The organism is Treponema sp. OMZ 805 (assembly GCF_050937395.1).
Lineage (GTDB): Bacteria > Spirochaetota > Spirochaetia > Treponematales > Treponemataceae > Treponema.
Genome location: NZ_JACCLP010000013.1, coordinates 17,247 through 40,173 on the forward strand (window position 1 = coordinate 17,247; position 22,927 = coordinate 40,173).

Annotated in this window: 18 protein-coding genes; 10 read left to right on the top strand and 8 right to left on the bottom strand. The window is 47.0% G+C overall.

All coding sequences use genetic code 11. The annotated features are described in order from the left end of the window. Window positions 1-14: 14 nt before the first annotated feature. Both secD and secF read left to right on the top strand, forming a co-directional pair. Window positions 15-1,760 carry a protein translocase subunit SecD gene (gene secD, locus HGH47_RS10005; protein WP_212565913.1) on the top strand — a complete coding sequence of 582 codons (1,746 nt, stop codon included), beginning with the start codon at window positions 15-17 and terminating at the stop codon, window positions 1,758-1,760. Further along, window positions 1,757-2,995 (top strand): protein translocase subunit SecF, encoded by a 1,239-nt coding sequence (gene secF, locus HGH47_RS10010; protein WP_212565914.1) that lies wholly within the window; start codon window positions 1,757-1,759, stop codon window positions 2,993-2,995. The genes secD and secF overlap by 4 nt, the downstream gene beginning before the upstream one ends. A 67-nt stretch (window positions 2,996-3,062) precedes the next feature. Here secF and HGH47_RS10015 read toward each other — a convergent pair whose 3' ends face one another. The 6 genes from HGH47_RS10015 to glgX all read right to left on the bottom strand — a co-directional run bounded on the left by HGH47_RS10015 (window position 3,063) and on the right by glgX (window position 11,306). Beyond that, complete coding sequence (locus HGH47_RS10015) at window positions 3,063-3,845, bottom strand: ComF family protein (protein ID WP_212565915.1); 783 nt, start codon at window positions 3,843-3,845, stop codon at window positions 3,063-3,065. A 77-nt stretch (window positions 3,846-3,922) separates the two neighbouring features. Then, entirely contained in the window at window positions 3,923-4,654 is a 732-nt protein-coding gene (locus tag HGH47_RS10020) for a hypothetical protein (protein WP_212565916.1), read from the bottom strand. Window positions 4,655-4,747: 93 nt separating this feature from the next. Beyond that, window positions 4,748-6,073, bottom strand: coding sequence for a signal recognition particle protein (ffh, locus tag HGH47_RS10025; RefSeq protein WP_212565917.1), 1,326 nt, complete (start codon window positions 6,071-6,073; stop codon window positions 4,748-4,750). Between the two features lie 118 nt (window positions 6,074-6,191). Beyond that, the gene (gene ndk, locus HGH47_RS10030) at window positions 6,192-6,635 is read right to left on the bottom strand and encodes a nucleoside-diphosphate kinase (protein WP_432912147.1); all 444 of its coding nucleotides are present in this window, start codon (window positions 6,633-6,635) and stop codon (window positions 6,192-6,194) included. A 65-nt stretch (window positions 6,636-6,700) separates the two neighbouring features. After that, the gene (locus HGH47_RS10035; RefSeq protein WP_212565918.1) at window positions 6,701-9,151 is read right to left on the bottom strand and encodes a glycogen/starch/alpha-glucan phosphorylase; all 2,451 of its coding nucleotides are present in this window, start codon (window positions 9,149-9,151) and stop codon (window positions 6,701-6,703) included. A gap of 10 nt (window positions 9,152-9,161) precedes the next feature. Next, a complete protein-coding gene (gene glgX / locus HGH47_RS10040) occupies window positions 9,162-11,306 on the bottom strand; it encodes a glycogen debranching protein GlgX (protein ID WP_212565919.1) in 2,145 nt (714 codons plus the stop codon). A 344-nt stretch (window positions 11,307-11,650) separates the two neighbouring features. Here glgX and HGH47_RS10045 point away from each other — a divergent pair, with 344 nt between their 5' ends. The 8 genes from HGH47_RS10045 (at window position 11,651) to HGH47_RS10080 (ending at window position 20,600) form a co-directional block, all read left to right on the top strand. Continuing rightward, window positions 11,651-12,949 carry a cyclic nucleotide-binding domain-containing protein gene (locus tag HGH47_RS10045; protein WP_212565920.1) on the top strand — a complete coding sequence of 433 codons (1,299 nt, stop codon included), beginning with the start codon at window positions 11,651-11,653 and terminating at the stop codon, window positions 12,947-12,949. A 52-nt stretch (window positions 12,950-13,001) separates the two neighbouring features. Further along, window positions 13,002-13,991 carry an HPr(Ser) kinase/phosphatase gene (gene hprK, locus HGH47_RS10050; protein ID WP_212565921.1) on the top strand — a complete coding sequence of 330 codons (990 nt, stop codon included), beginning with the start codon at window positions 13,002-13,004 and terminating at the stop codon, window positions 13,989-13,991. A gap of 11 nt (window positions 13,992-14,002) precedes the next feature. After that, window positions 14,003-14,269: an HPr family phosphocarrier protein gene (locus HGH47_RS10055; RefSeq protein ID WP_212565922.1), complete on the top strand. Its 267-nt coding sequence runs from the start codon at window positions 14,003-14,005 to the stop codon at window positions 14,267-14,269. Between the two features lie 9 nt (window positions 14,270-14,278). Continuing rightward, window positions 14,279-15,283 carry a DNA polymerase III subunit delta gene (gene holA, locus HGH47_RS10060; RefSeq protein WP_212565923.1) on the top strand — a complete coding sequence of 335 codons (1,005 nt, stop codon included), beginning with the start codon at window positions 14,279-14,281 and terminating at the stop codon, window positions 15,281-15,283. 124 nt (window positions 15,284-15,407) lie between these two features. Further along, window positions 15,408-17,009: a lysine--tRNA ligase gene (lysS, locus tag HGH47_RS10065; RefSeq protein WP_212565924.1), complete on the top strand. Its 1,602-nt coding sequence runs from the start codon at window positions 15,408-15,410 to the stop codon at window positions 17,007-17,009. Between the two features lie 253 nt (window positions 17,010-17,262). Further along, a complete protein-coding gene (locus HGH47_RS10070) occupies window positions 17,263-18,345 on the top strand; it encodes a uracil phosphoribosyltransferase (RefSeq protein ID WP_212565925.1) in 1,083 nt (360 codons plus the stop codon). A 19-nt stretch (window positions 18,346-18,364) separates the two neighbouring features. Further along, window positions 18,365-19,267 carry a tetratricopeptide repeat protein gene (locus tag HGH47_RS10075; protein ID WP_432912154.1) on the top strand — a complete coding sequence of 301 codons (903 nt, stop codon included), beginning with the start codon at window positions 18,365-18,367 and terminating at the stop codon, window positions 19,265-19,267. Beyond that, the gene (locus HGH47_RS10080) at window positions 19,251-20,600 is read left to right on the top strand and encodes a sodium-dependent transporter (RefSeq protein WP_432912156.1); all 1,350 of its coding nucleotides are present in this window, start codon (window positions 19,251-19,253) and stop codon (window positions 20,598-20,600) included. The genes HGH47_RS10075 and HGH47_RS10080 overlap by 17 nt, the downstream gene beginning before the upstream one ends. Window positions 20,601-20,658: 58 nt before the next feature. Here the strand turns inward: HGH47_RS10080 and ruvC are convergent, their stop codons facing one another. Together ruvC and HGH47_RS10090 are read right to left on the bottom strand one after the other, a co-directional pair. Continuing rightward, complete coding sequence (ruvC, locus tag HGH47_RS10085) at window positions 20,659-21,156, bottom strand: crossover junction endodeoxyribonuclease RuvC (RefSeq protein WP_432912159.1); 498 nt, start codon at window positions 21,154-21,156, stop codon at window positions 20,659-20,661. A 1-nt stretch (window position 21,157) separates the two neighbouring features. Then, window positions 21,158-22,915, bottom strand: coding sequence for an aminopeptidase P family protein (locus HGH47_RS10090; RefSeq protein ID WP_212565929.1), 1,758 nt, complete (start codon window positions 22,913-22,915; stop codon window positions 21,158-21,160). Window positions 22,916-22,927 lie beyond the last annotated feature (12 nt).

Genomic DNA, 22,927 nt, shown 5'->3' on the forward strand with positions numbered 1-22,927 from the left:
ATGAGGAGATAGACATGAGAAAGCGAACTCGATTCGTGATTGTGCTGGCTGTACTAGGCCTCTGCTTTGCATTTTTATATCCTACCCTTAAATGGTATTTTTGGACAGATAAAGACGATAAGGCGCTGGCTCTCGGCTCCAGAGAAAAAATTAAAGATTATGTCATAAATATGACAAAAACGGATATCGACGCATTAATCGCATCTGCGAAGCAAGGCGATTCCAATCCTGTTCCGGCAAAATATGATCCGCTTATTAGTGCTGCAAAGAAGAATTTAAAAAGTCTCGGCAAAGAGCAGCCTTCCGTGTGGACGGCAGGCGCATTGCTTGCGGCATTCCCTGAAAATTCTGAGGATAAAGCACGGGCTGCAATGAGTCCCGTAATGGAAGATTCATACCGAAATAAGATACTCGGTATCAAAAATGCACAGGCAAATGCGGTAAAGCTCGGACTTGACCTTTCCGGCGGTATGAGCATCATCATTAAGGCCGATTTAAGTGCGGTAACCGGCGATAGCGGCGATACGACTACTTCGGCAAAAAAAGAGGCGATGAATTTAGCCATCGATACCATTTCAAGCCGCATCGATAAATTCGGTCTGACCGAACCCGTTATCAGACAACAGGGTGATGACCGTATCTATGTTGAAATCCCCGGTGCAGCCGATGCCGATAAGATCAACTCGATTATCATGGGGCGCGGCTTGCTTGCATTCCATATCGTAGACGACGATGCAACTCAAGCTTTTTATTCCTATTATAATGCTAACCCGACGCATACGTTTGATGCGGATTATAATCTCATCAATCCTTCGATTATTCCTGCAGATACCAAGGTACTCGGCGTATATAGCAAGGATGCGTACGGTTTGGATGAACGGCAGGGCTTCCTTGTTATTAAGAAAGAGGCTGCTCTTGAAGGCAGACACCTGCAGCGGGTAAGCACGACGACCAGCCAAACCAATGAGCCGTTGGTTGTATTCGAACTCGATAAGGAAGGTGCGGAAATCTTTGCAACCGTTACGACTGAAAACCAAGGCAAACGGCTGGCTATTGTATCCGATGATAAAATAAAGTCGGCGCCGAATATCAAGGAACCGATTACCGGCGGTACGGGAACCATCAGCGGGTTCAGTGCAGACGAGGCGGAAAACCTTAAAACAATTTTACGTACTGCATGGCTTAATGTACCGCTTGAATTGGAAAACCAGCAGGTGATAGGCGCCAGCATGGGTGAGCAAGCGATCAATCAAGGTTTAATGGCGCTGCGATGGGGGCTAATTGCTGTTTTGGCGTTTATGCTGATTTGGTATCGCGCTGCCGGCATTAATGCCTGTGTCGCACAGATATTGAACCTTTATATCGTGTTCAGCGTACTTTCCGCATTTAACCTTACGCTCACGCTGCCGAGTATCGCGGGTATGATTTTGACCATCGGTATGGCGGTTGATGCCAACGTTGTTATCTTTGAGCGAATTAAAGAAGAACTTGCATTGCATAAGAGTAGGGAGGCTGCTATTCAAACCGGTTTTGCTCATGCATTCTGGGCGATTATGGACTCCAATATCACAACCTTTATTGCAGCTCTGTTCTTGTCGATACTGGGAACCGGACCGATCAAAGGATTTGCTTACAGCTTGACAATCGGTGTTGTTTCTTCCGTATTTACAGCTCTTTTTGTTTCACGGTTGATCTTTGATTTCGGCACGGAAACATTACATCAGAAGAAGCTGCATATTACTTGGAGGTCACTCGTATGAAAAAAACGATAAAATTCAGCAAGCTTTTCGGTGTTATGGTTGTCGTAAGCTGCGCACTTATTATTTCCGGTATTGTAGGTCTTTTTACTAAAGGAATTAACTTCGGTATTGACTTTCAGGCAGGATTTATCGAGAAAGTACGGTTCGCGCCTTCTGCATTCATTTTAACGTATAGCGGCGAGAAAAATATACAGGTAGCACAAAATTCCCAAGGGATTGATATTACCGTTATTTCGGTGGATGCTGAAAATAAGGTTGTGTCCTTTAAGTATGCCGAATACCCCACCGTTGGACAGTTTATCGAAGCTGTACAGCAGCAAATTGATGGTGTACAGGCAAAAGTGCTTGCAAAGACCGATACCGCATTACAAAGCGTGTTTATTACTTCGGAGATTTCCCGTCTTACAACGGAGCCATTCCGCGTTCATTATATTCCTGATCAAATACAGCCGATCGATGCAGATGAAGTGCGCCACGCACTTGCATCCGTCCCTTCGGTTTCGGTACAGCAGGTCGGCGAATCACGCGACCGTGTGTTCCAAATTCGATTACCTGATAACGGCACATACACCAATGCAAATGCCGAACTGCGGGCATTGATAAACACTGCGTTGGTAGCAGCTTATGAAGCGGATAATTTTGCCGTATTGAGTACCGATTTTGTCGGCTCTCGCTTTTCCGGTTCGCTTGCTCGCCAAGCGATACTTCTGGTAATTGGCGCATTATTCTTAATCTTCATTTACGCTTTAATCCGTTTCCGTTGGACATTTGCATTGGGCGCCGTACTTGCGCTGGTTCACGATGTTTTGATTATGATTACCTTCATCGTGTGGACGCAGATGGAGTTTAATTCCACCACCATTGCAGCAATTTTGACAATTGTCGGATACTCAATAAACGACACGGTCGTCGTATTCGACCGTATCCGCGAAAATATCCGGCTGAATCCGAAACTTGCATTAGTTGATGTTTTAGATCTTGCACAAACGGAAGTATTAAGCAGAACGATTATCACAACCGTTACCACAATGCTTGCCGCTATTTCGCTTTACATCTTTACATCCGGCAGTATGAAAGACTTTGCGCTTGCCTTATTGGTAGGTATGATAAGCGGTGTATATTCGACAATCTACATTGCCGGCGCTTGTATCACCTTCTTTTCCGGTAACAAACGGGCAGGTGAGTTGGCGCTCGGCAGTGAAAAAAGAACTCCCGTTCCCGAAGTAACGGTGTAATTACTAGACACGCCTCTAAAATTGTGAACCTCTAAAAACTGTTGGTTTTTAGAGGTTTTTTTTCCTTTTAGTCGAAAAAAAGGCAAAGTCCGTAGACGTTTTTGCATCCGGCAGCTTTTAATATATGAGCACAGGCTTCGAGCGTCGCGCCGGTGGTCATTACATCATCGAGCAAGATGAGCGTCTTAGGAACGGTCTTTGCTGCAAGTTTTATTTTTCCCTGCAAATTCACTGCGCGTTCTGTCTTGGACAGTTTTTTTTGCGGAGTGCTATCCTGCCGTCTTAAACACCGGTATATTGCTGGTTTTGGATAAACCGATAAATCCTTTACAAGATCTTCAATTTGATCCCAGCCTTTTTCTCGCAATTTTTTGGGGCGTGGCGGTACCGGTACGAGTGGAATACTCATAAGTTTCGGATGTTGTGTGAGAAAACTGTGGATAAGCGGTGCAAATGCGGTGGAAAAACTGCGAATATTATTATTCTTCCAAACAGGTAGTAATTTTTGCCCAAGTCCGATATAGGGAAAAAGCGTAAAAATACGATCGCAGGCAGGTTTTTGCTTTTCCACCTTTTCGTCATCGGACGGTCTACAGCGGGTACAATACTCATGTTCGGAAATGAGGATCTTTCCACAATGTTTGCAGCGGGATTCAGCTTTTTGTGACTGCTTCTCCGCATCAGTAGCGGCAATATACGGTATGAATTCGGTTTGAATGCAATGATTACAGAGCGGTAATCCCGCTTCGCTTATGTTTCCGCAGAGACGGCACGGTTGCGGAAATAAAAGATTGCTATAAAATTTACGCGCTATATTTTTTGCGTGATGTAAAAATGCTATACGCTTCATATAATCTCCTATAACAAGGCTGATTTTTTCAGCCTTGTTATAGTCTTATATAGCACGAGAAAGAAAATGGCTTGTTTTTATTGATCTTCGACAGAAGTTTCTTCAGAATTTATCATAACATCAGTGTTTTCGTTTTCCGTTTTTGCTGCCTTTCTCTCTTTTTCAGCTTGCTTTGCTGCAAGGGCGATTTGCAACTGCTTTTGTCGGTTTTCTTCAAGCTGCTCCGTATCGTTAAAAAAGTCATACGCCTTTTTTATATCGTCATAATGGAATGGAATGCTGTCGATATAGTCGTCGATTGCTAATTTTCCATCGAGCGTTTGTACCTGAAAACCTTCAAGCAAGAGATATTTTTTCCCATCTTTCAGCAAAAAACTGAATCGTACATGGTTTGCAATTTTCCCTTCAGCAACAAGTCTGCTTATTGTCTCTGCAGATGATGCATAAGCATAAAGAGTTGTTTCACCAAGGTACCGATGACCGTTCTGTCTATGCTGGGAATCGGCAAGAGTGCTTATGCTGAAAAAACGGTCGAGTATAGCCTTCATTCCGGTATTTACGGAAAAATCGAGCCGATAGGTATACAGCATCGTATCGACTTTGAAACTAATAAAATCGTCTTTTGCTTTGGGCATTACACAGCAGTTAATAGCGTATACCACGTCAAAATGGTTATTTTCCGTATTAACCGTAACACCGGTAACTGTCGGTTCCGTATACAACGCCTTAGCCGGCAATGTCGTACAAGCTGTAAGGCAGAATGCACAAACAGCCGCCGGAATCAAAATGATTTTTAATATAGTATTCATAGAAATCTCCTTTTAGAACACACATTGTTATTTGGATTCTATATTATTCTGCGTGGATATCCAAAAAATACCTGATGCATTTGCCCTACAGCGTTATCCCATCAGTCCCATAAGCCGCGCTTGAAGCCCCTTGCTTTTTGCGACCTTCCGCATTGTTTGACGGGTCTTTTCAAACTGCTTTAACAGTTTGTTCACTTCGGCGACGGAGGTGCCGGAACCTTTCGCAATACGCTTGCGGCGGGGCGGCCCGATGATATGGTGATTTTCCCGCTCTTTAAGCGTCATCGACTGGATAATCGCCTTCTGCCGCTTAAAGCCCGCCTTATCGATATCCTCGGCGGAAATTTGACCGGCAAGCCCCGGCATCATATCAAGCATAGATTCAATCGAACCCATCTTTTCGACATTTTCAAGCTGGTCGAGCATATCGGAAAGGGTGAAGGTTTCCGACGCCATTTTTTTCTGCAAGCGGGCTGCTTCTTCCGCATCGATGTTTTCCTGCGCTTTTTCTACGAGCGAAACAATATCACCCATACCGAGAATTCTGCCGGCAATACGGTCGGGGTAGAACGGTTCAAAATCTTCAATTTTTTCACCGACACCGACATACAGGATAGGCTTGCCGGTTACGGTTTTTAACGATAATGCCGCACCGCCGCGAGCATCGGAGTCGAATTTGGTTAAAATAACACCGGTCAGACCCGCCTGTTCATCAAAGGCTTTAGCAACCTCGGCGGCATTTTGTCCTGTCATTGCATCGGCGACGAGGAGGGTTTCTACCGGATTAACCGCCTTTTTTACCGCGGCAATTTCCTGCATCATCGCTTCGTCGATTTGTAGCCGTCCCGCCGTATCGACGATAACGGTATCAAAGTCGTTTTTCCGTGCGAATGTAACCGCATTTTGCGCAACCCGTACCGCATCCTTGGTGTCTTCTTTATATACGGGGACGTCGATACGCTCTCCTAAAGAGGAGAGCTGCTCCACAGCGGCGGGACGGACGAGGTCGCAGGCAACGAGCAGCGGCTTACGGCCTTCTTTCTTTAAACGAGCCGCCAGTTTCGCTGCGGATGTCGTTTTACCGGAACCCTGCAAACCGAGAAAGAGGATAACCGATTGCGTGTCGGGACCTTTCAGTTGCAGGCTTTTCTTTTCGTCGCCTAAAAACGAAAGGATTTTATCGTGGACAATCTTGATAAACTGCTGACCGGGATTAACCGATTTTAATACGGTTTCTCCCTTTGCTTCTTCGATTGTTGCATTGATAAAACGGCGCACCACGCGGAGGTTGACATCCGCTTCAAGCAGCGCAATTTTTATTTCCTCTACCGCTTCTTCAATATTTTTTTCGGTAATAGTTGCCTTGCCGCTTATCTTGCGGACAATGCCGCTAAACGTATTGGTAATTTTTTCAAGCATTTTTCATCCTTAATCAAATATTTAAAGGAAAGTTCTAAAAACTTCGATCTTTTTAACGATATTCCAAATATATCCAAAGGTAATCGGCTAAAGCGATCGGGCTGGATGTCCGTTTTCGTTAGAACCAGTCCTTATTACCGTCTTCCCAGCTGAAAAATTCTTCCGGCTGAAAAAACAGGCTAAGCTCCCGTGCGGCGCTTTCGGCGGAGTCTGACGAATGGACAACATTGATATTGGTATGCAAGGCATAATCGCCCCTGATGGTTCCCGGCTCCGCATTCAAAACCTTTGTCGCTCCGCAGAGTTTCCGCACAATCGCAACAGCCTCATCGCCTTCAAAAGCCATCGCAACTACGGGGCCGGAGGTGATATACTGCACCAATTCACCGAAAAACGGTTTATCGGCATGTTCGGCATAGTGTTTTTTTGCAAGTTCGGGACTGATACGCATCAGTTTTAAGGCAACCAGTTTGAGTCCTTTTTTTTCAAACCGGCTGAGCACTTCTCCGGCAATCCGCCGCTGAACTACACCGGGCTTCATCATTACAAATGTTCTTTCCATAATTTATTTCTCCAAGATATAAAATAATTAATAATTAAAAATTCGTAATTTTTCTTAATTCTTAATTACTGAACAATGACTTTTTCCAGCTTCCAGATATCCCGCACATAGTCTTCGATGGTACGGTCTGAACTGAACTTACCCGATCGGGCGATGTTCAGAAGGCACATTTTAGCCCATTTCATCGGGTCGCGGTAGTATTCGACAATCCGCTCCTGCGCCGCCGCATAAGCATCGAAGTCCGCCAGTACGTAATAGACGTCCGGCCGCTGACCTTCCACGCCATATACCAGCGAATCATACAATTCTCTAAAACTGTTGTCAAAGGGCGGCGTATACGTCCCGTCGATAAGCTGGGTCAATGCCCTCGCCAGTGCGGGATTGCGGTTCAGGTATTCTTGCGGATTATAGCTGTGCTCGTGCTCAATCGTGTGAATCTCATCGGCTGTGATGCCGAAAATGACGGCGTTTTCCGCGCCTACTTCTTCCACAATTTCGATGTTAGCGCCGTCCAGTGTTCCGAGTGTGATGGCTCCGTTCAGCATAAACTTCATATTGCCGGTTCCCGACGCTTCCTTACCCGCGGTGGAAATCTGCTCGGAAATATCCGAGGCGGGGAAAATCTTTTCGGCAGTTGAGACGCAATAGTTTGCTGCAAACACCACCTTTAATTTTCCCCGTACGCGGTGATCGTTGTTGATGCGGTCGGCAACGGTATTGATCAGCTTAATGATGAGCTTTGCCCGCCGATAGCCCGACGCCGCTTTTGCACCGAAGATAAAGGTGTGCGGAATAGGATCATACGTCGGGTCTTCGATAATTCTGTTATAGAGTGTCATCACATGCAGGATGTTTAAGAGTTGGCGTTTGTATTCGTGGAGCCGTTTTATCTGTACGTCAAAAATCGAGTTGGGATCGATCACAACTCCCTGCGTCCGTTTGAGGAATTCCGCAAGCCGCTCTTTATTGTGTTTTTTTATTGCGATTAGTTCCTGTAAGGCTTCCTGATTATCCGCCAGTTTTTCAAGCTGCCGCAGCTGGGTAAGGTCTTTAATCCAGCCGTCGCCGATATGCTTCGTAATAAAGGCCGAAAGCGCGGGGTTCGCAGTTAAAAGCCAGCGGCGCTGCGTAACGCCGTTTGTCTTATTGTTAAATTTCTGCGGATACAGATTATACCAATCGGACAGCTCTTTGGTTTTAAGGATTTCGGTGTGCAGCGCCGCGACACCGTTGACCGAAAACGAACCGGCAATCGCGAGCCATGCCATACGGATTTTCCCTTCGCCGATAATGGACATCTTGTTGTGTTTTTTCCAATCGTTCGGATATTTTTCCCGCAGCTCCAGCAGGAAGCGGCGGTTTATCTCTTCTACAATTTGATACACGCGCGGCAGTAAGCCTTGGAATATCTCGATCGGCCATTTTTCCAAAGCTTCCGCTAAAATCGTATGGTTTGTGTATGCAAAGGTTTGAGTAACAATCGCCCATGCCGCATCCCAGCCGAGGTGGTGTTCGTCCATCAAAAGGCGCATCAGCTCGGGGATTGCCACGACGGGGTGCGTATCGTTTAGCTGGATAACGTTATAGCGCGGAAAATCGGCGAAATTTGTACCGTGCTTATGGATGAACGAACGCACCAAATCCTGTAAACTTGCGGAAGTGAAAAAATACTGCTGCTTTAAACGGAGCGCTTTTCCCGATGGACCGGTGTCGTTGGGGTATAGTACGCGGGAAATATTTTCTGCGGAGTTCTGCTTTGCAACCGCAGCGGTGTATTCCATATTGTTAAAGAGCTGGAGATCGAAGCCGTCGGGAGAGGACGCTTCCCAGAGGCGCAGGCGGTTGACGGTTTTGGTACCGTAGCCGATGATTGCCATATCATAAGGGGTTGCGATGACCTCTTCGGCGTTTTCCAAGCGGTAGAGGAGCGTACCGTCTTCTTGTTGTGTGCATATCGGGGTTCCGCCAAAGCGCACCGTTACTGCTAAATCGTCACGGCGTATTTCCCATGGATCGCGGTAGCGCCGCCAGTTGTCGGGGTACTCTACCTGATACCCGTTTTCAATCCGTTGTTCAAACATACCGTATTGATAGCGGATACCGTAGCCGTGCCCGGGATAGTCGAGCGTAGCAAGCGAATCCAAAAAACAGGCGGCGAGTCGGCCAAGGCCTCCGTTTCCAAGCCCTGCATCAGGTTCTTCATCCTCGATGTCCCGATACGTGGCGGAAAGTTCCGTTAAAAGTTCTTCCATTACGGCACGCATACCGGTGTTGTTCAGATTATTCGAAAGCGCCCGTCCCATCAGAAATTCGGCGGAAAAATAATACATCTGTCGCACATCGGGCTGCTCTTGCGCATTCCGTGTTGCGGATATATTGGGTTGAATGCTATCCATGATACTGCTTGCCACGGCATCATACAGTTCCCGTTTTGTTGCTTCGAATAAGTCCTTGCTGAAATTCCGTTTCAGCTTACCTAAGATGCTTGCCCGTAAAGTTCCTTTTAACTGAGACATAAATTACCTCTTATTTCAGAATTAACACGACGGCAGTCGCTGCCAACGCGACATATTTTTGCTGATTTTCCAAAAGCGGCGCCTGTTCGGGTGTGGTAAAATCTTCTCCAGCCGGATAGGATGTATCGATCAGCCGGTACCAATGCTTTCCTTCCGGCGGTGGGCAGATTGTTGCGGTAACGTCAAAACTGCCTCCGTTCAATATGATATAAAAGCTGTTATCATCGCGTTCGGCTCTCGTTTCCGCCGTGGAACCGTCAAGAAAATATGCCAAAAAAGACGAAGGCTGGTTCCAATCGGGAGCGCCGCCCTGCGCGTCGTACCAACTAATATCCGGTTTACGCCGGTCGTCCGATTGCGTTCCCGTTAAAAATTCCGAGCGCGAAAACACCGGATGCTGCTTACGCAGGCGGATCAGTTTTTTCACAAATGTTAATATATCGGCATTGCTTTGGGTGAGCGACCAGTCGAACCAGCTGATCTCGTTGTCTTGACAGTAGGGGTTGTTGTTCCCCCCTTGCGTTCGCAATACCTCATCTCCGGCAGTCAACATCGGAGTACCCAGTGATAAAATAAGCGTCAGCAGAATATTCTTTGCTTTTTGCTTTCGCAAGGTCTCAATGCGAGTGTTTTCGGTTTTTCCTTCAAAGCCGTTGTTATAGCTGCAATTAAAATCGGTACCGTCCCGATTGTTCTCTCCGTTCTCTTCGTTGTGCTTTTTATCGTAGCTTAATAAATCGTAGAGGGTAAATCCATCGTGGCTGGTAACAAAGTTGATGGAATGGAAGGGCTTGCGTCCGTTGCCGGAGTACAAATCGGCGGAACCGGTTACCCGTGTCGCAAGTTCCTTGGCATGGAAAGAATCCCCGCGCCAAAAGAGCCGCACATCATCACGGAAACGGTCATTCCATTCAGCCCACCTGCCGCCGGGGAAATTTCCAACCTGATAGGCGCCGCCCGCATCCCACGCTTCGGCGATGATCTTTGTTTTTCTCAATATGGGGTCTTCGGCAATATGCTCAAGGGTCGGCGGATTATCCATCAGTTTTCCTTTTTGATCTCTACCCAAGATGGAGCCGAGGTCGAATCGGAAGCCGTCGACGTGCATTTCGATAACCCAGTACCGCAGACAGTCTAAGATAAAGGTCTGCACAATCGGGTGATTACAGTTGAAGGTGTTGCCGCAGCCTGAGTAGTTGCGGTAATAACGTGCATTATCTTCCAGTATATAATAGATGGTATTGTCCAAGCCGCGGAACGAAAGGGTCGGGCCGAATTCGCTCCCCTCCGCCGTATGATTAAATACGATGTCCAGAATCACTTCGATGCCGTTTTTATGCAGTTCGCGCACCATCCGTTTAAACTCGAATACCGCCCCTATACCTTCACGTTCGGAGGCATACGACGATTTTGGCGCAAAAAAAGCGATGGTGCTATATCCCCAGTAGTTTTTTAATACCGTGCCCGTCCGCGGGTTGATTCCGGTGAGTTCATGCTCGTTAAATTCCTGAATAGGCAATAGCTCAAGGCTGGTAATGCCCAGTTCTTTTAGGTACGGAATAGTATCGATAATACCTTGATACGTTCCTTTATGCTGCTGCGGCGCATTGGGATGGCACGAAAGCCCTTTTACATGCGCCTCGTATATGATGCAGTCTTTCAGCGGATAATTGAGCGGATGGTCGCCCTGCCAGTCAAAATCATCGTGAGCTACTGCGATGCACTTGGGAAAAGGAGCAGCTGACTGTTGGGTTAAAAAAGCAAGGTCGCCGTCTATATGCGGCGGAGGTGTTTGTGTAGAAAAATTTCCGCTAAAAGATTCCGTATTAGCAAGCCCCTGTGCGTATGGGTCGAGCAGATAATTGCCGGCATTAAAGCGCATTCCTTCATAAGGAGCAAAGGGACCGTCGACGCGGTAAAGGTATAAGGCGTTTTTCGGTAAGCCTGTGATAAAAACGTGCCAGATATCCCCTGTTTTATTCGTATGAGGGTCAAAAGTGTATGAGCAACAAGGCGCAGAATCTTCGGGATTTACAAAGATATCCAACGTTACCGAAAAGGCATGGCGGGAAAAGATACTGAAATTCACACCGTCGCTATAGACGGCAGCGCCGGCAGGAAGCGGACTCCCCGGCAAAAATGATAGGGTTTCCATGAACAAAACGAAATGTAGCACGAAAAATAAAATTATGCTATACTCATCCAAAGTTAGGATAAACACATCAGCTTTTTTATAGTACCCCGAAAAATAAAGAGGCTGTTCAACCAGAATTGAACCTCTTCGCGGTTCAAATGGTCTCACAGCCTCTTTATTTTTCGATATTTGATTAATAACCTGATGTGTTTATCCTGCTTCTCAAAATAAAATGTGCAAAATTTTTAGCAAAATTTTGCATGAAAGGCAGCGCTTAAACTATTTCTGATGCGTTTGTCCGTCTTTCCTAAAAGTAGTGTGAAATTTTGTATATCTACAAAATTTCACACAGAAGGATAAAAGTTATGAAGAAGATACCGATTGTCAGTACCGTTGCAACCACCGTAGATGCGATGGAGCAGGCATGTAAACAGTCTAATTTCAGTATTATTTCGCAACAATTACATGATTACGCCGAGGTGCTTTCGGCTTTCCGATACGAAATGCCGGAGATCAAGATTATCGATTTCGGTGATCCGGCGGTTCATGCGGAAAAATGCCTTAAAGTAGTAAAGGATGATCCGTGGCTGCTGTTTGGAGGAGTTATTGCAATTACCGATTCGCAGGAACAAAAAGCGACACTGACACAACGGAAAGAGCCTAACTTTTTATTTGTTTTAACGCGCAAGGAATTTGAACAGTATGTTGCGCAGATTATTAAAATCTTAAATCATCATGAACATTTTTTAGTCAACCGTGGAATGAGTCATCCGGCAAACGAGCTTGAACACGGCAGTTTTACCAGTGAGACCGATCCGTTTGAAATTATGTTCTATGCAAATCTTATCTCTACATACCTTTATAATACCGATCGTGTGAATGAAGCGGAACGGAGTGCGTTTCAGGGCGCGATGATGGAGTTGCTGCTGAACGCTGTAGAGCACGGTAATTGCAATATCAGTTATGATGAGAAAACCGAATGGCTTAAACAGGGAAAGGATGTACTTGAGCTTATCAGAATAAAGCAGATGGATCCTGCTGTCGGAACGAAAAAAGTTCTCATCACATACAATATTTCTCCTGAACGCACGCGGATTACCATCAAAGATGATGGCCCAGGGTTTGACTGGCGTTCCGCGCTCGATGCGCCTTTTGAAGCAGGTTTACATGGGATGGGCATTAAGATGAGCCAAAGTTTTGTAAAAGAACTGTATTATAATGATGCGGGGAACGAGGTTTCATTCGAGGTTCCAAATCAAAAAAACAGTGCAAACCTCACACCGGCAATTTTGCGGGAGCAGGAAACCTTTCATTTTAATCACTTGCAGGTGGTATGCCGTCAAAACGATGAATCAAGCAATCTTTTTTATATTCGCTCCGGCCGCTATGCTGTTTATGTCGACAATACGCTGTTAACGGTGCTGACTCCCGCGGATATTTTTATCGGAGAGATGGCATTTCTCACTAATGATAGACGGTCGGCAACGGTTGTCGCAATCGGAAATGGTACGTTAGTTAAAGTGCCTAAGATGAAATTTATGAAGCTGATCGAATCTTACCCGCATTACGGTATTTTTTTGTCGCGGCTTCTTGCTGACCGCCTTGCTCGCCAATCACGCGAAAGCGCCTCGCTCAAGACCGAACTGAAAGCCTTGAAAGATTGAGCTTAGGGTAAACACATTTACAAAGATACGCCGGTTCGCTATACTCGCGTATATGCTTTCTAAGAGTTTAACGGTACTTGAGTTACTCGATCTCGACCTAACGGAGCACGATGCGCTTCACCTGCATTGCGTGTGCGGACAAAAGGGATTGACGCGCAGCATTACCGTTGCGGATTTAAATCGTCCCGGGCTTGCGCTTTCAGGTTTCTTTGATTCCTTTGCGTATCAGCGCGTTCAGTTGTTTGGCAGGGGGGAATGCGCGTATTTACAAAAACTCATCGAAAGCAATACCGTCGAAAATATAAAAAAAATGATGACCTACGATATCCCTTGCTGTATTTTCTCTCATAATATCACTCCGCCTCCGGTATTTCTGGAACTGGTACAGGAAACCGGCTGCCCCGTGCTGCAAACGGATCTTTCTTCCAGTGCGCTTTCCGTGCGGTTGATGCGTGTTCTCTCTAACGTGTTCGCCCCGACGGTGGCAATCCATGGTGTTCTGGTAGAAGTGTACGGACTTGGTATTCTTATTTTAGGTGATTCTGGGGTCGGCAAAAGCGAAACGGCGCTTGAGCTTGTGGAACGCGGACACCGATTGGTGGTTGATGATGTGGTCGAGATCACCTGTATCAACGGGAATAGCTTAATCGGGCGCGGCGCCAATAAGATGATCGGTCACCACATGGAAATACGGGGGCTGGGCATTATCAATATCATGCAGCTGTATGGTGTCCGATCGGTGCGGGAACAGAAGCAGATACAGCTGGTGGCAAAGTTGGAAGAGTGGGATTCGCACAAAGTATATGACCGCATCGGTACTGAAGAGCTTACCACCGAGATACTGGATGTAAAACTACCGCTTTTGGAAATACCGGTAAAATCGGGGCGGAATATTCCGATTATTTTAGAAACGGCCGCAATGAATGAGCGGCTTAAAAGTATGGGCGTTTATTCTGCGAAAGAATTTAATCAAAATATTCTGCGCTGGATGGAAAGCGATACAAGCCGTGTACCTTATTATTCGGCGGATGATACCTACTAAGGAAAATATCTATGGTAACAAAGAAGATTATTGTGCAAAATCGCGCCGGCATCCATGCGCGTCCTTCATCGTTGATTGTACAAACGGCAGCTAAGTTTCAGTCGAATATTATGTTTGAAAAAGAAAACATTACCGTGAATGCAAAATCCATTATGGGTGTAATGACAATGGCAGCAGGGTATCAAACCGAACTGACCGTTTCCGCAGACGGCGCCGATGAAGCCGAAGCCATCGCAGCGCTTGAACAGCTTTTTGCCTCGAAATTTGAAGAGGAATAACGCAAAAAGATGAGTGCTCCTTTATGGCTTTTTACCGGCCCCGAGTTGGGAGAGCGGAACGATGCGCTTGAAGCGCTGCGAAAAAGCGCGGAAAAAAAATACGGACAGCTCGACAATCATCTCTTTTATGCAGCGGATACTTCAATATCGGTTGTTTTGGATGCCGTGCAGAACGGCTCCCTGTTTGCGGAAGCTCGGTTTGCCGTTGTCAGAAATGCGGAAATAATCAAAAAAAAGGAAGATATACAGGCGCTTACGCAGTGGGTTGAGCAGACTCCTTCCGAAGTCGGCGCTTTTTTAGTCCTGATCTCCGATGAAATCGGCATCGATAAAAAAATTGAAGCGCTGGTTCCCAAAGATCATAAAAAAATATTCTGGGAGCTTTTTGAAAATAGAAAGCAGGATTGGATCCGCCGTTTTTTTGCGCAGTCGAAGATCAGTATTGAGCAGGATGCTATCGAGGTACTGCTGGAGTTGGTAGAAAATAACACCGAAGCGTTAAAAACTACCTGTGCGCATATCAGCCTCTTTTTTGAACAGGGTGCAACGCTGACTGCGGAAACCGTTGAACACCTGCTTGCGCATAACAAAGAAGAAACGCCGTTTACGCTTTTTGACGCGCTGAGCAATGCCAATCTGGAATATGCGCTGAATATCCGCCAAAAGCTGACCCTTTCCAAAGAATCCTCTCCGGTACAGCTGATTGCGGGACTTACTTACTGCTTTCGGCGGCTGCGTGACTGGCACAATCTTGCGCAAACCGGCGGGCTTGACGATTTCAGCTTAAAAAAAGCAGGCTTTACCTCGAAAAAAGCAATCGACCAATATCGCCGGGCGAGTAAACAGTGGAGTGAGCAGACCGTATACCGCATTATATCGCTCTTAAATAAAACCGATATGCAAATCCGCACGATGGGGCAAGAACTTTCGGGTGTGTTGCTGGACACCTGCCTTTACAGCATTATTTATAATCAAGGGCGTGAATTGGCGGCGTACAGCAACGCTGCACGGTAGTGCATTTTCAATTGACACAATCGACTGCGCAGTATACAATTCCGCAATATTTTTCGAATAATCACTAAAACACGACCTTTCGAGCCTGATTGACAGGGGCGTTTGAGTTCAACACAAGGACAACATGAGTAAAGAACAAAACAATCAGAAATTAGTACATTGGGCGGATCAAACCGCGGAGAAGATTATACGCGAGCGCGGCGATTTGGATTCTTATACGTGCGCTTCGGGGATTACGCCGTCGGGAACCGTTCACATCGGTAACTTCCGAGAAATTATCTCGGTCGATTTAGTTGTACGCGCGTTGCGCGACCGCGGCAAAAAGGTACGCTTTATTTATTCTTGGGACGATTACGATGTGTTCCGCAAAGTACCAGAAAATATGCCCGGAAAGGAAACGCTGCAAAACTATCTGCGGTATCCTATAACGATGGTTCCCGATACAACCGGTCGCGACACCTCGTATGCGCGCCATCACGAAGTGGATGTAGAGCAGACGCTGCCGCGCGTTGGTATTTATCCCGAGTTTTTATATCAGGCTGAACGGTACCGCAGCGGTATGTATGCCGAGGGGATGAAAAAAGCGCTGCAGAGCCGCGACAAAATAAAAGATTGTTTAAACCGTTACCGCGACGATGAGCATAAAATTCCTGCAACGGAAGAATATTGGCCGGTCGCGGCTTTTTGCTGCAAGTGTAATAAAGACACTACGGAAATAATTTCTTATGACGGCGAATACGGATTGGAATACCGCTGCACAAGCTGCGGGCATCAGGAAAAGGCTGACTTGCGTACTTCAAAGGAATTAAAACTTGGATGGAGAGTCGACTGGCCGATGCGCTGGCAGTTTGAAAAAACGGTTTTTGAACCTGCCGGAAAAGACCATCACAGCCAAGGCGGCTCATTCGACACGGCGCGGCTTGTCGCGGATGAAATTTATAACTGGCCTGCTCCCGTCAGCTTCCGCTACGATTTTATCGGCATTAAAGGCTTGCCGGGTAAAATGTCGTCGTCGAAAGGGAAGGTTATCAGTCTGTCCGATGTCTTGAACGTGTATCAGCCTGAAATTGCGCGGTACCTGTTTGCCGGAACGAGGCCGAACACGGAATTCTCCATCAGCTTCGACTTGGACGTTATCAAAACCTATGAGGATTACGATAAAACCGAGCGCATCGCATGGGGTGTCGATAAAGCGAAAAACGATGAGGTATATGCAAAGGAGCGCCGCATCTATGAACTTTCACAGGTTGAGGGAATGCCGCCGTGCATATCCTATCAAATTCCGTTCAGACACCTCTGTAATTTATTGCAAATTAACGCAGGAGACATCGCTGCAGTCATGAAGCTTTTGCCGGATATGAAAGAAGAACAGCGGGAGCGTTTTGAAGCGCGGGCGAAGTGCGCATGGTATTGGATTACTGAATGTGCGCCGGAAGATTTCCGGTTTGCGCTGCGTACTGACGGCGGCAAGGCGGCTCTTTCCGCAGCCGAAACCGCTGCGCTCTGCAAAATCCGCGACGAGCTGTTACCGCAGATGGACGCGCTTGATGAAAAAGCTTTTTCAACTGCGCTGTATGATGTAGCTCATGCGTGCGAAATCGAACCGAAAGCGCTGTTTACCGCTGTTTATCAGGCGTTGATTGGGAAAGACCAAGGACCGCGCCTTGCCGGTTTTATGAAGATAATCGGAAAGGAACGGCTTGCACAATTGCTTTCATTCTATTAGAATACTGCGCAAATGGCAAAACATGGTTGCACTTCGGCATTGGATGTAAATTCTGTACTCGAAAAAATGGGGAAGGTATTCCGCTGTTGTTGCCTTTCCCTTTGCAGCCGGTGTTTCATTTTAGTGAATTTTTTTTAAACGCTCTTTTTTAAGGGCGTTTTTTTTTGTGAACACGGATGTCTTAGATGTCTTAAAAGGCCGGCCGTATTTATGATCATCTTCGTATTGTGCCGAATGCTTCGTCCGTGTTTATATGGAGGAGTTTGATATGAAACAAGTTATTATGGAAGCGGAATCGCTTCAAGGGTATTTAACATCGAAGGATACTGCATACCTCAAGAAATTGGATGAATTGTATAATCAGACAATGCAACAATTTACACGGCTCGATGCTGCCGCGGATATAAAAGAAAAAGATACGGCTGAAACTGAGATTATCGCATTATATGATAAAATGGGAAAGATTTTGCAGGAAATCTGCAAAGAAGTACCTCAGCTCAAGGTCTATTCATTCAATACCGATTTTGCAAGCCATGCGGAAGCCTCCCGTGTTATAGCAAAACTGCGTAGTAGCGAAACCGGTCATAATGAATTCATCTATTATACGCAGCGTGCTTATGAGATGCTGTTTAAACTTGCATATAGCGGAAGCCACGAGGATAGCAAAAACTACCTTATTTCCAAAACGCCGGTTACCGTCCCCGTACAGAACTATGCCGTGCATAAGATCTGCGACATCGATCACAAAATAGAAAACACCGTCATGTGCGTTATGCTGCGCGGTGCACTCCTTCCCTCGATGATTATGTCCAAGGAGATTGAAGAATATTCCTCGCACGGCTATGTAACCCCGTTCGCGCTGTTCAAGATTAAACGGGATGATACAAAAAAAGTCGATGATATGCAGTACGTTCTCAATTTGGATATGTCGTATTTTAATCTGGACGACTTAAACGGAAAGGATCTTATCTTTGCCGATCCGATGAATGCAACCGGCGGCAGTTTGATTACCGTTGTCAAATACCTTGAACGGCAGGGGGTAAAACCGAAATCGATCAGCTGTTTCCATGTCATCTCCTCGCTCAAGGGAGCCCTTTGTGCCGCCCGCGCCTTAAAAAACTGTACGGTATACACGCTATGGATGGATCCCGCATTGAACTCCGCCGCCTATATCCTTCCCGGGCTGGGAGATGCCGGCGATAGAATCAACGGCATCGATGAGGCAGAGCATCCACGGAATATGATTCAGCTTATTGCGGATTATGGCGCGACTATTGCAGGCCTTTACCGGCACCAGTTGAGAGCGATTGAGAATGTGGTACTTCAAAATAAATAAGCGTATTGATGAGAGAGCTGTGCAATTGACGGCGGGAGCGGCGGTTCAACAGAGTACAGCTGTTAACTCCGCCGAGGCTGTCCGCAATAGTGCCGATCGGGTACCGAAAAAAATCATACTGTTTTGCTTACTGCTTTTTATAACCGCTGCAGGCACGTTTGCAAAGGGTAATGTCGACTCCGAAACGGCGAAAGCCTATTTTGAGATTGCCCAAGCCTATACCGAAGTATCTAAGTACGACAAAGCGGCGGAGTTTTATCTAAAGGCTGCAAAGGATCCTGCACATAAAAATGCGGCGGAGTATAATTTGGCACGGGTGTACGGGCTGCAGGGCGATTGGGGAAAGGCAAAGAACATCCTTGAGCGGCAATATAAAGATGCGCCCGGCAATGTGCTGATTGCAAAAGCCTACTCCTACAGTCTTGCGGCAACCGGCGATGAAGCGCGCGCCTGTGAAATGTATAAAAAACTGTACGATGAGGATTCGGAAAATCCCGAAGCGGCGCTCAATTATGCTCGAATACTGATTCTTTCCAAACGGTATGACCAAGCGCTTTCTTTTATTGAAGAGATGAAAACTCGATTTACCGAAAGCACCGAAAACAAAGCCTTCGCTGAACTTGAAGAAAAAATCAAGAAAGCGCAGGAAGAGCCGGAAAAAGAAGATCAGGATAAAGACGGTAAAACGCAAGAGGAGCGGGATAAGGGCGGTACCGAAAACCGACCGGAAAAGGGCGCGTCCGATTCTAAAACAAAACCGGATGCAGAGAAAACGGCAGACAAGGTAGCCGGTACAGAAAAAGATAAGGTTTCGCAAACGAAGCCGTCGGCTGATTCTAAAAAGCCGTCGTCAACGCCTGCAAAACCGGAGACAGGAACCGAAGCTTCGGATGTAAAGGTAAAAGATGGAAAGAAAACATAACAGGTTTGTCAGCAACATAGGGTTTATTCTCGCCTGCGTCGGCTCAGCTGTCGGTATGGCGAATGTGTGGGGCTTCCCCTACAAGCTCGGAAGCAACGGCGGCGGCGCCTTTTTGCTCATCTATATCTTATTTGTTATCCTTTTCGGATATGTCGGACTTTCCGCAGAATACGCAATCGGCCGCCGCAGCGGTACGGGGACGCTCGGTTCCTATGCCTATGCGTGGAAGCACGGCCGCAAAGACCTTGAGGGCATCGGTAAGATAATCGGGTGGCTGCCCTTGGCTGGTTCAATTACAATCGCTATCGGGTATGCCGTTATCATCGCGTATGTACTAAAAGCTTTTACGCAGTCCGTATTTGGCAATATTATGACGGTAGAACCCGGACAGTGGTTTGAATCCTTTGCCTTTAAGCAGTTCAGCGTTGTACCCTATCACGCGGTTATTATTATTGTAACGCTGCTGACCATTGTGCTCGGTGCACATACGATAGAAAAAACAAATAAAATAATGATGCCGCTCTTTTTCATATTATTTGCAGCATTGGCGGTTCGTATGGCATTTTTGCCCGGCGCTTTTGAAGGATATAAGTTCCTATTTATCCCCGATTGGAGCCATTTAAAAAATCCGTCTGTGTGGATAACCGCGATGGGGCAGGCCTTTTTCTCGCTATCCATTACCGGATCAGGGATGATTGTCTACGGCGCTTATTTAAGTAAAGATCATGGCTGTGTAGCGGGAGCAAAAAATACCGCACTGTTCGATACCATCGCGGCGGTTGTTGCAGCCCTTGTGATGATCCCCGCGTGTTTTGCTTATCGGATGGATCCTGCAGGCGGCCCCGGTTTGCTGTTCGTTGTCCTCCCGTCCATCCTTCAAAAAATGCCCGGCGGCAGACTATTCGGTATCATTCTGTACCTTGTCGTCGTGTTCGGAGGAATTTCATCCTTACAGAATATGCTTGAAGTTGTCGCCGAATCGCTGATGCACACGTTTAAAGGCTTAAAACGCACCGCAGTGATTATTGTGCTCGGCATAATCACCTTCGGCATTGGTGTATTTATGGAACCGATCGCAGAAACTAAGGGCGCAATTCTCGGCGGATGGGGCGCATGGATGGATTTAGTTTCCACATATATTATTCCGATCGGGGCAGTGCTCGGCGCCGTTTCGTGGTTCTGGGTGATGAAAAAAGATGAGCTGTTGGACGAAATCAACACCGGCGCAAAAAAACACTACGGCAACGGATGGTACTACCTCGGCAAATACGTGTACACGCTCTTCGCACTGTTTTTGTGCGTTGTCGCATTAGTGCGCGGCGAAGGGTTCTAGGAAAACGGCACCCCTGTGAAAAAACGCTGTATCCGTCGATTGACTTAGTTGGGAAAATCTAAACACCTGTATTTATGTATGTAATAGCTGCCGCCAGCGCATCGGCGGCGTGGTCGGGTTTCGGTATCGCTTTAAGGCCGAGCAGCAGCTGGACGGTGAGCTGCACTTGCTGTTTTTCCGCCTGTGCGATGCCGGTAACCGCTTTTTTAATAGCGTTCGGCGCGTATTGAAAGACGGGAACTCCCGCCTGCGCTAAGGCAAGCAGGGTTACGCCGCGCGCCTCCGAAACGCTCAAAGCGCTCGTTACGTTTTTTGCAAAATAGAGCGTTTCGATACCGGCGGCGACAGGTTGGTATGTGCGGATAAGCTCCGTAAGTCGGTCAAAGACAATGAGCAGCCGGTTTCCCTGTACTTGCCCCGCCTCCGTTTGAATAACACCGTAATCGATACAGCGCATCCTGCTGCCTGACACAGCAATAATGCCGTAGCCGGTATGGGCAAGCCCGGGGTCAAGCCCCATAATAATCCGTCCTGCAGCTGTCTGCTGTTCTGCCATCTTACAGCGCCCGTGTTCGCTCTTTTAAGAAGGCGCGATGTGTTTCATCCAAATGAGGTTCCAGCGCCGTGCGAACCGCTTGATTATAATCGTTCAGCCACTTGAGTTCTTCGGGGAGTAACAGCTCCTTCACTACCGGCCGTGTGTCGATCGGGCAGAGCGTCAGCGTTTCAAACTCCAAGAAGGTGCCGTACTCCGTCGTTTTCCATTCCTTTGTCAGTGTGAGATTTTCGATGCGGATACCGTGACTTCCGGCGCAGTAAAAACCGGGTTCGTTGGAGGTAATCATTCCCGCCTTCATCGGAGTATCCGTATAGCGAAGTCCGATATTCTGCGGCCCTTCGTGAACGGCCAACACATACCCGACGCCGTGTCCGGTACCATGCTTATAGTCCTTGCCGTATTTTCGGAGCGGATTGCGGGCGAGGATATCGAGCTTATAGCCGGTGGTGTTTTCCGGGAAGCGGGCTAAAGCAAGCTGGATATGCCCTTTGAGCACCAGCGTATAGTCCTCTTTTTCTTCTGCGGTGAGCGGGCCAAGCGGAATGGTACGGGTAATATCCGTTGTTCCGTCTTTATATTGTCCGCCTGAATCAAGCAATAAAAAGCCTTTGGGCTGTAAGGTTGCGGCCGTTGCTTTTTTAGGTCCGTAGTGAATAATCGCCGCATTCGCCCCGTATCCTGCAATCGTGGTAAAGCTCGCCTCGATAAAGTCGGGCTGTTCGGCACGGAAGCGCAACAGCTGTTCGGAAACATCCCATTCGGTAACGCCGCTATCGGCATGATCTTCCGCCCATTTAAGGATTTTGACCATCGCGATACCGTCTTTAAGGAACGCATGCCGGTAGTTTTTAATTTCGATTTTGTTTTTCACCGCTTTCATCGAAGAGGTGATATTAAGACCTTCTATTATATCCGCTTTAATCTTGTTGCGTAAGAAGATATTTGTCCGTGCGGGATCAAGGTAGACCGTACCCTGCAGCTTTTCGGCATCGGCGAAAATCGCTTCATACGGTGCAACGGAGACTCCTTCGTTTTCCAGCGTCGCCTTTACCGTATCTGTCATTTGCCGCGCGTCAATGTAAAGCCGTGCGTTCTGCATATCAACCAAGGCGTAGGCGGTAACAACCGGCGTGCATTCAATATCGTTGCCGCGGATATTAAAGAGGTAACAAACATCCTCCAAAGCCCCGATAACCGTTGACTCCGCTTTCTTTTCCCGAAGCGCTGCGCGGACTTCCTCGATTTTCTCGGAGGCGGATTTTCCCGTATAGCGGACATCGAGTATAAAGGCGGCGCTTAATACGGGTGCAGGGCGGTCAGTCCACATTTCCCCGATAAGATCACGGTCAGTAACAAACTTCATATCGGGAAGCGACGAGTTAAACTGTGCGAACGAATTGACCGACATCACTTTCCCGTCCATGCCGATCGTACTTCCCGCAGGAAGCGTTTGCGCAAGATATTCAAACACAGTCGGTACATTCGGCTCTCCGCTTTTTTGCAAGAGGATACCGCTTCCCTCCAATTCTTTTTCAGCCTGTAAAAAATAGCGACCGTCAGTCCATAAAAAGGCCTTGTCTTTTGTAACCAATACGGCGCCCGCAGAGCCGGTAAAGCCGGAAATAAAGACGCGGGTCTTATCGTGTTCGGCAAGATATTCACACTGATGCGGGTCGGCGGTTGGAATATAATACGCGTCAAATCCGCATTCCGCCATTTTATTGCGCAATACGTTAATACGTTCAGCTATTGTCATTCTGATCTCCTT

Excerpts from the sequence above, each read along its gene's own strand:
- secD (WP_212565913.1), top strand. The coding sequence starts at position 15 with ATGAGAAAGCGAACTCGATTCGTGATTGTGCTGGCTGTACTAGGCCTC.
- secF (WP_212565914.1), top strand. The coding sequence starts at position 1,757 with ATGAAAAAAACGATAAAATTCAGCAAGCTTTTCGGTGTTATGGTTGTC.
- HGH47_RS10015 (WP_212565915.1), bottom strand. The coding sequence starts at position 3,845 with ATGAAGCGTATAGCATTTTTACATCACGCAAAAAATATAGCGCGTAAA.
- HGH47_RS10020 (WP_212565916.1), bottom strand. The coding sequence starts at position 4,654 with ATGAATACTATATTAAAAATCATTTTGATTCCGGCGGCTGTTTGTGCA.
- ffh (WP_212565917.1), bottom strand. The coding sequence starts at position 6,073 with ATGCTTGAAAAAATTACCAATACGTTTAGCGGCATTGTCCGCAAGATA.
- ndk (WP_432912147.1), bottom strand. The coding sequence starts at position 6,635 with ATGGAAAGAACATTTGTAATGATGAAGCCCGGTGTAGTTCAGCGGCGG.
- HGH47_RS10035 (WP_212565918.1), bottom strand. The coding sequence starts at position 9,151 with ATGTCTCAGTTAAAAGGAACTTTACGGGCAAGCATCTTAGGTAAGCTG.
- glgX (WP_212565919.1), bottom strand. The coding sequence starts at position 11,306 with ATGGAAACCCTATCATTTTTGCCGGGGAGTCCGCTTCCTGCCGGCGCT.
- HGH47_RS10045 (WP_212565920.1), top strand. The coding sequence starts at position 11,651 with ATGAAGAAGATACCGATTGTCAGTACCGTTGCAACCACCGTAGATGCG.
- hprK (WP_212565921.1), top strand. The coding sequence starts at position 13,002 with ATGCTTTCTAAGAGTTTAACGGTACTTGAGTTACTCGATCTCGACCTA.
- HGH47_RS10055 (WP_212565922.1), top strand. The coding sequence starts at position 14,003 with ATGGTAACAAAGAAGATTATTGTGCAAAATCGCGCCGGCATCCATGCG.
- holA (WP_212565923.1), top strand. The coding sequence starts at position 14,279 with ATGAGTGCTCCTTTATGGCTTTTTACCGGCCCCGAGTTGGGAGAGCGG.
- lysS (WP_212565924.1), top strand. The coding sequence starts at position 15,408 with ATGAGTAAAGAACAAAACAATCAGAAATTAGTACATTGGGCGGATCAA.
- HGH47_RS10070 (WP_212565925.1), top strand. The coding sequence starts at position 17,263 with ATGGAGGAGTTTGATATGAAACAAGTTATTATGGAAGCGGAATCGCTT.
- HGH47_RS10080 (WP_432912156.1), top strand. The coding sequence starts at position 19,251 with ATGGAAAGAAAACATAACAGGTTTGTCAGCAACATAGGGTTTATTCTC.
- ruvC (WP_432912159.1), bottom strand. The coding sequence starts at position 21,156 with ATGGCAGAACAGCAGACAGCTGCAGGACGGATTATTATGGGGCTTGAC.
- HGH47_RS10090 (WP_212565929.1), bottom strand. The coding sequence starts at position 22,915 with ATGACAATAGCTGAACGTATTAACGTATTGCGCAATAAAATGGCGGAA.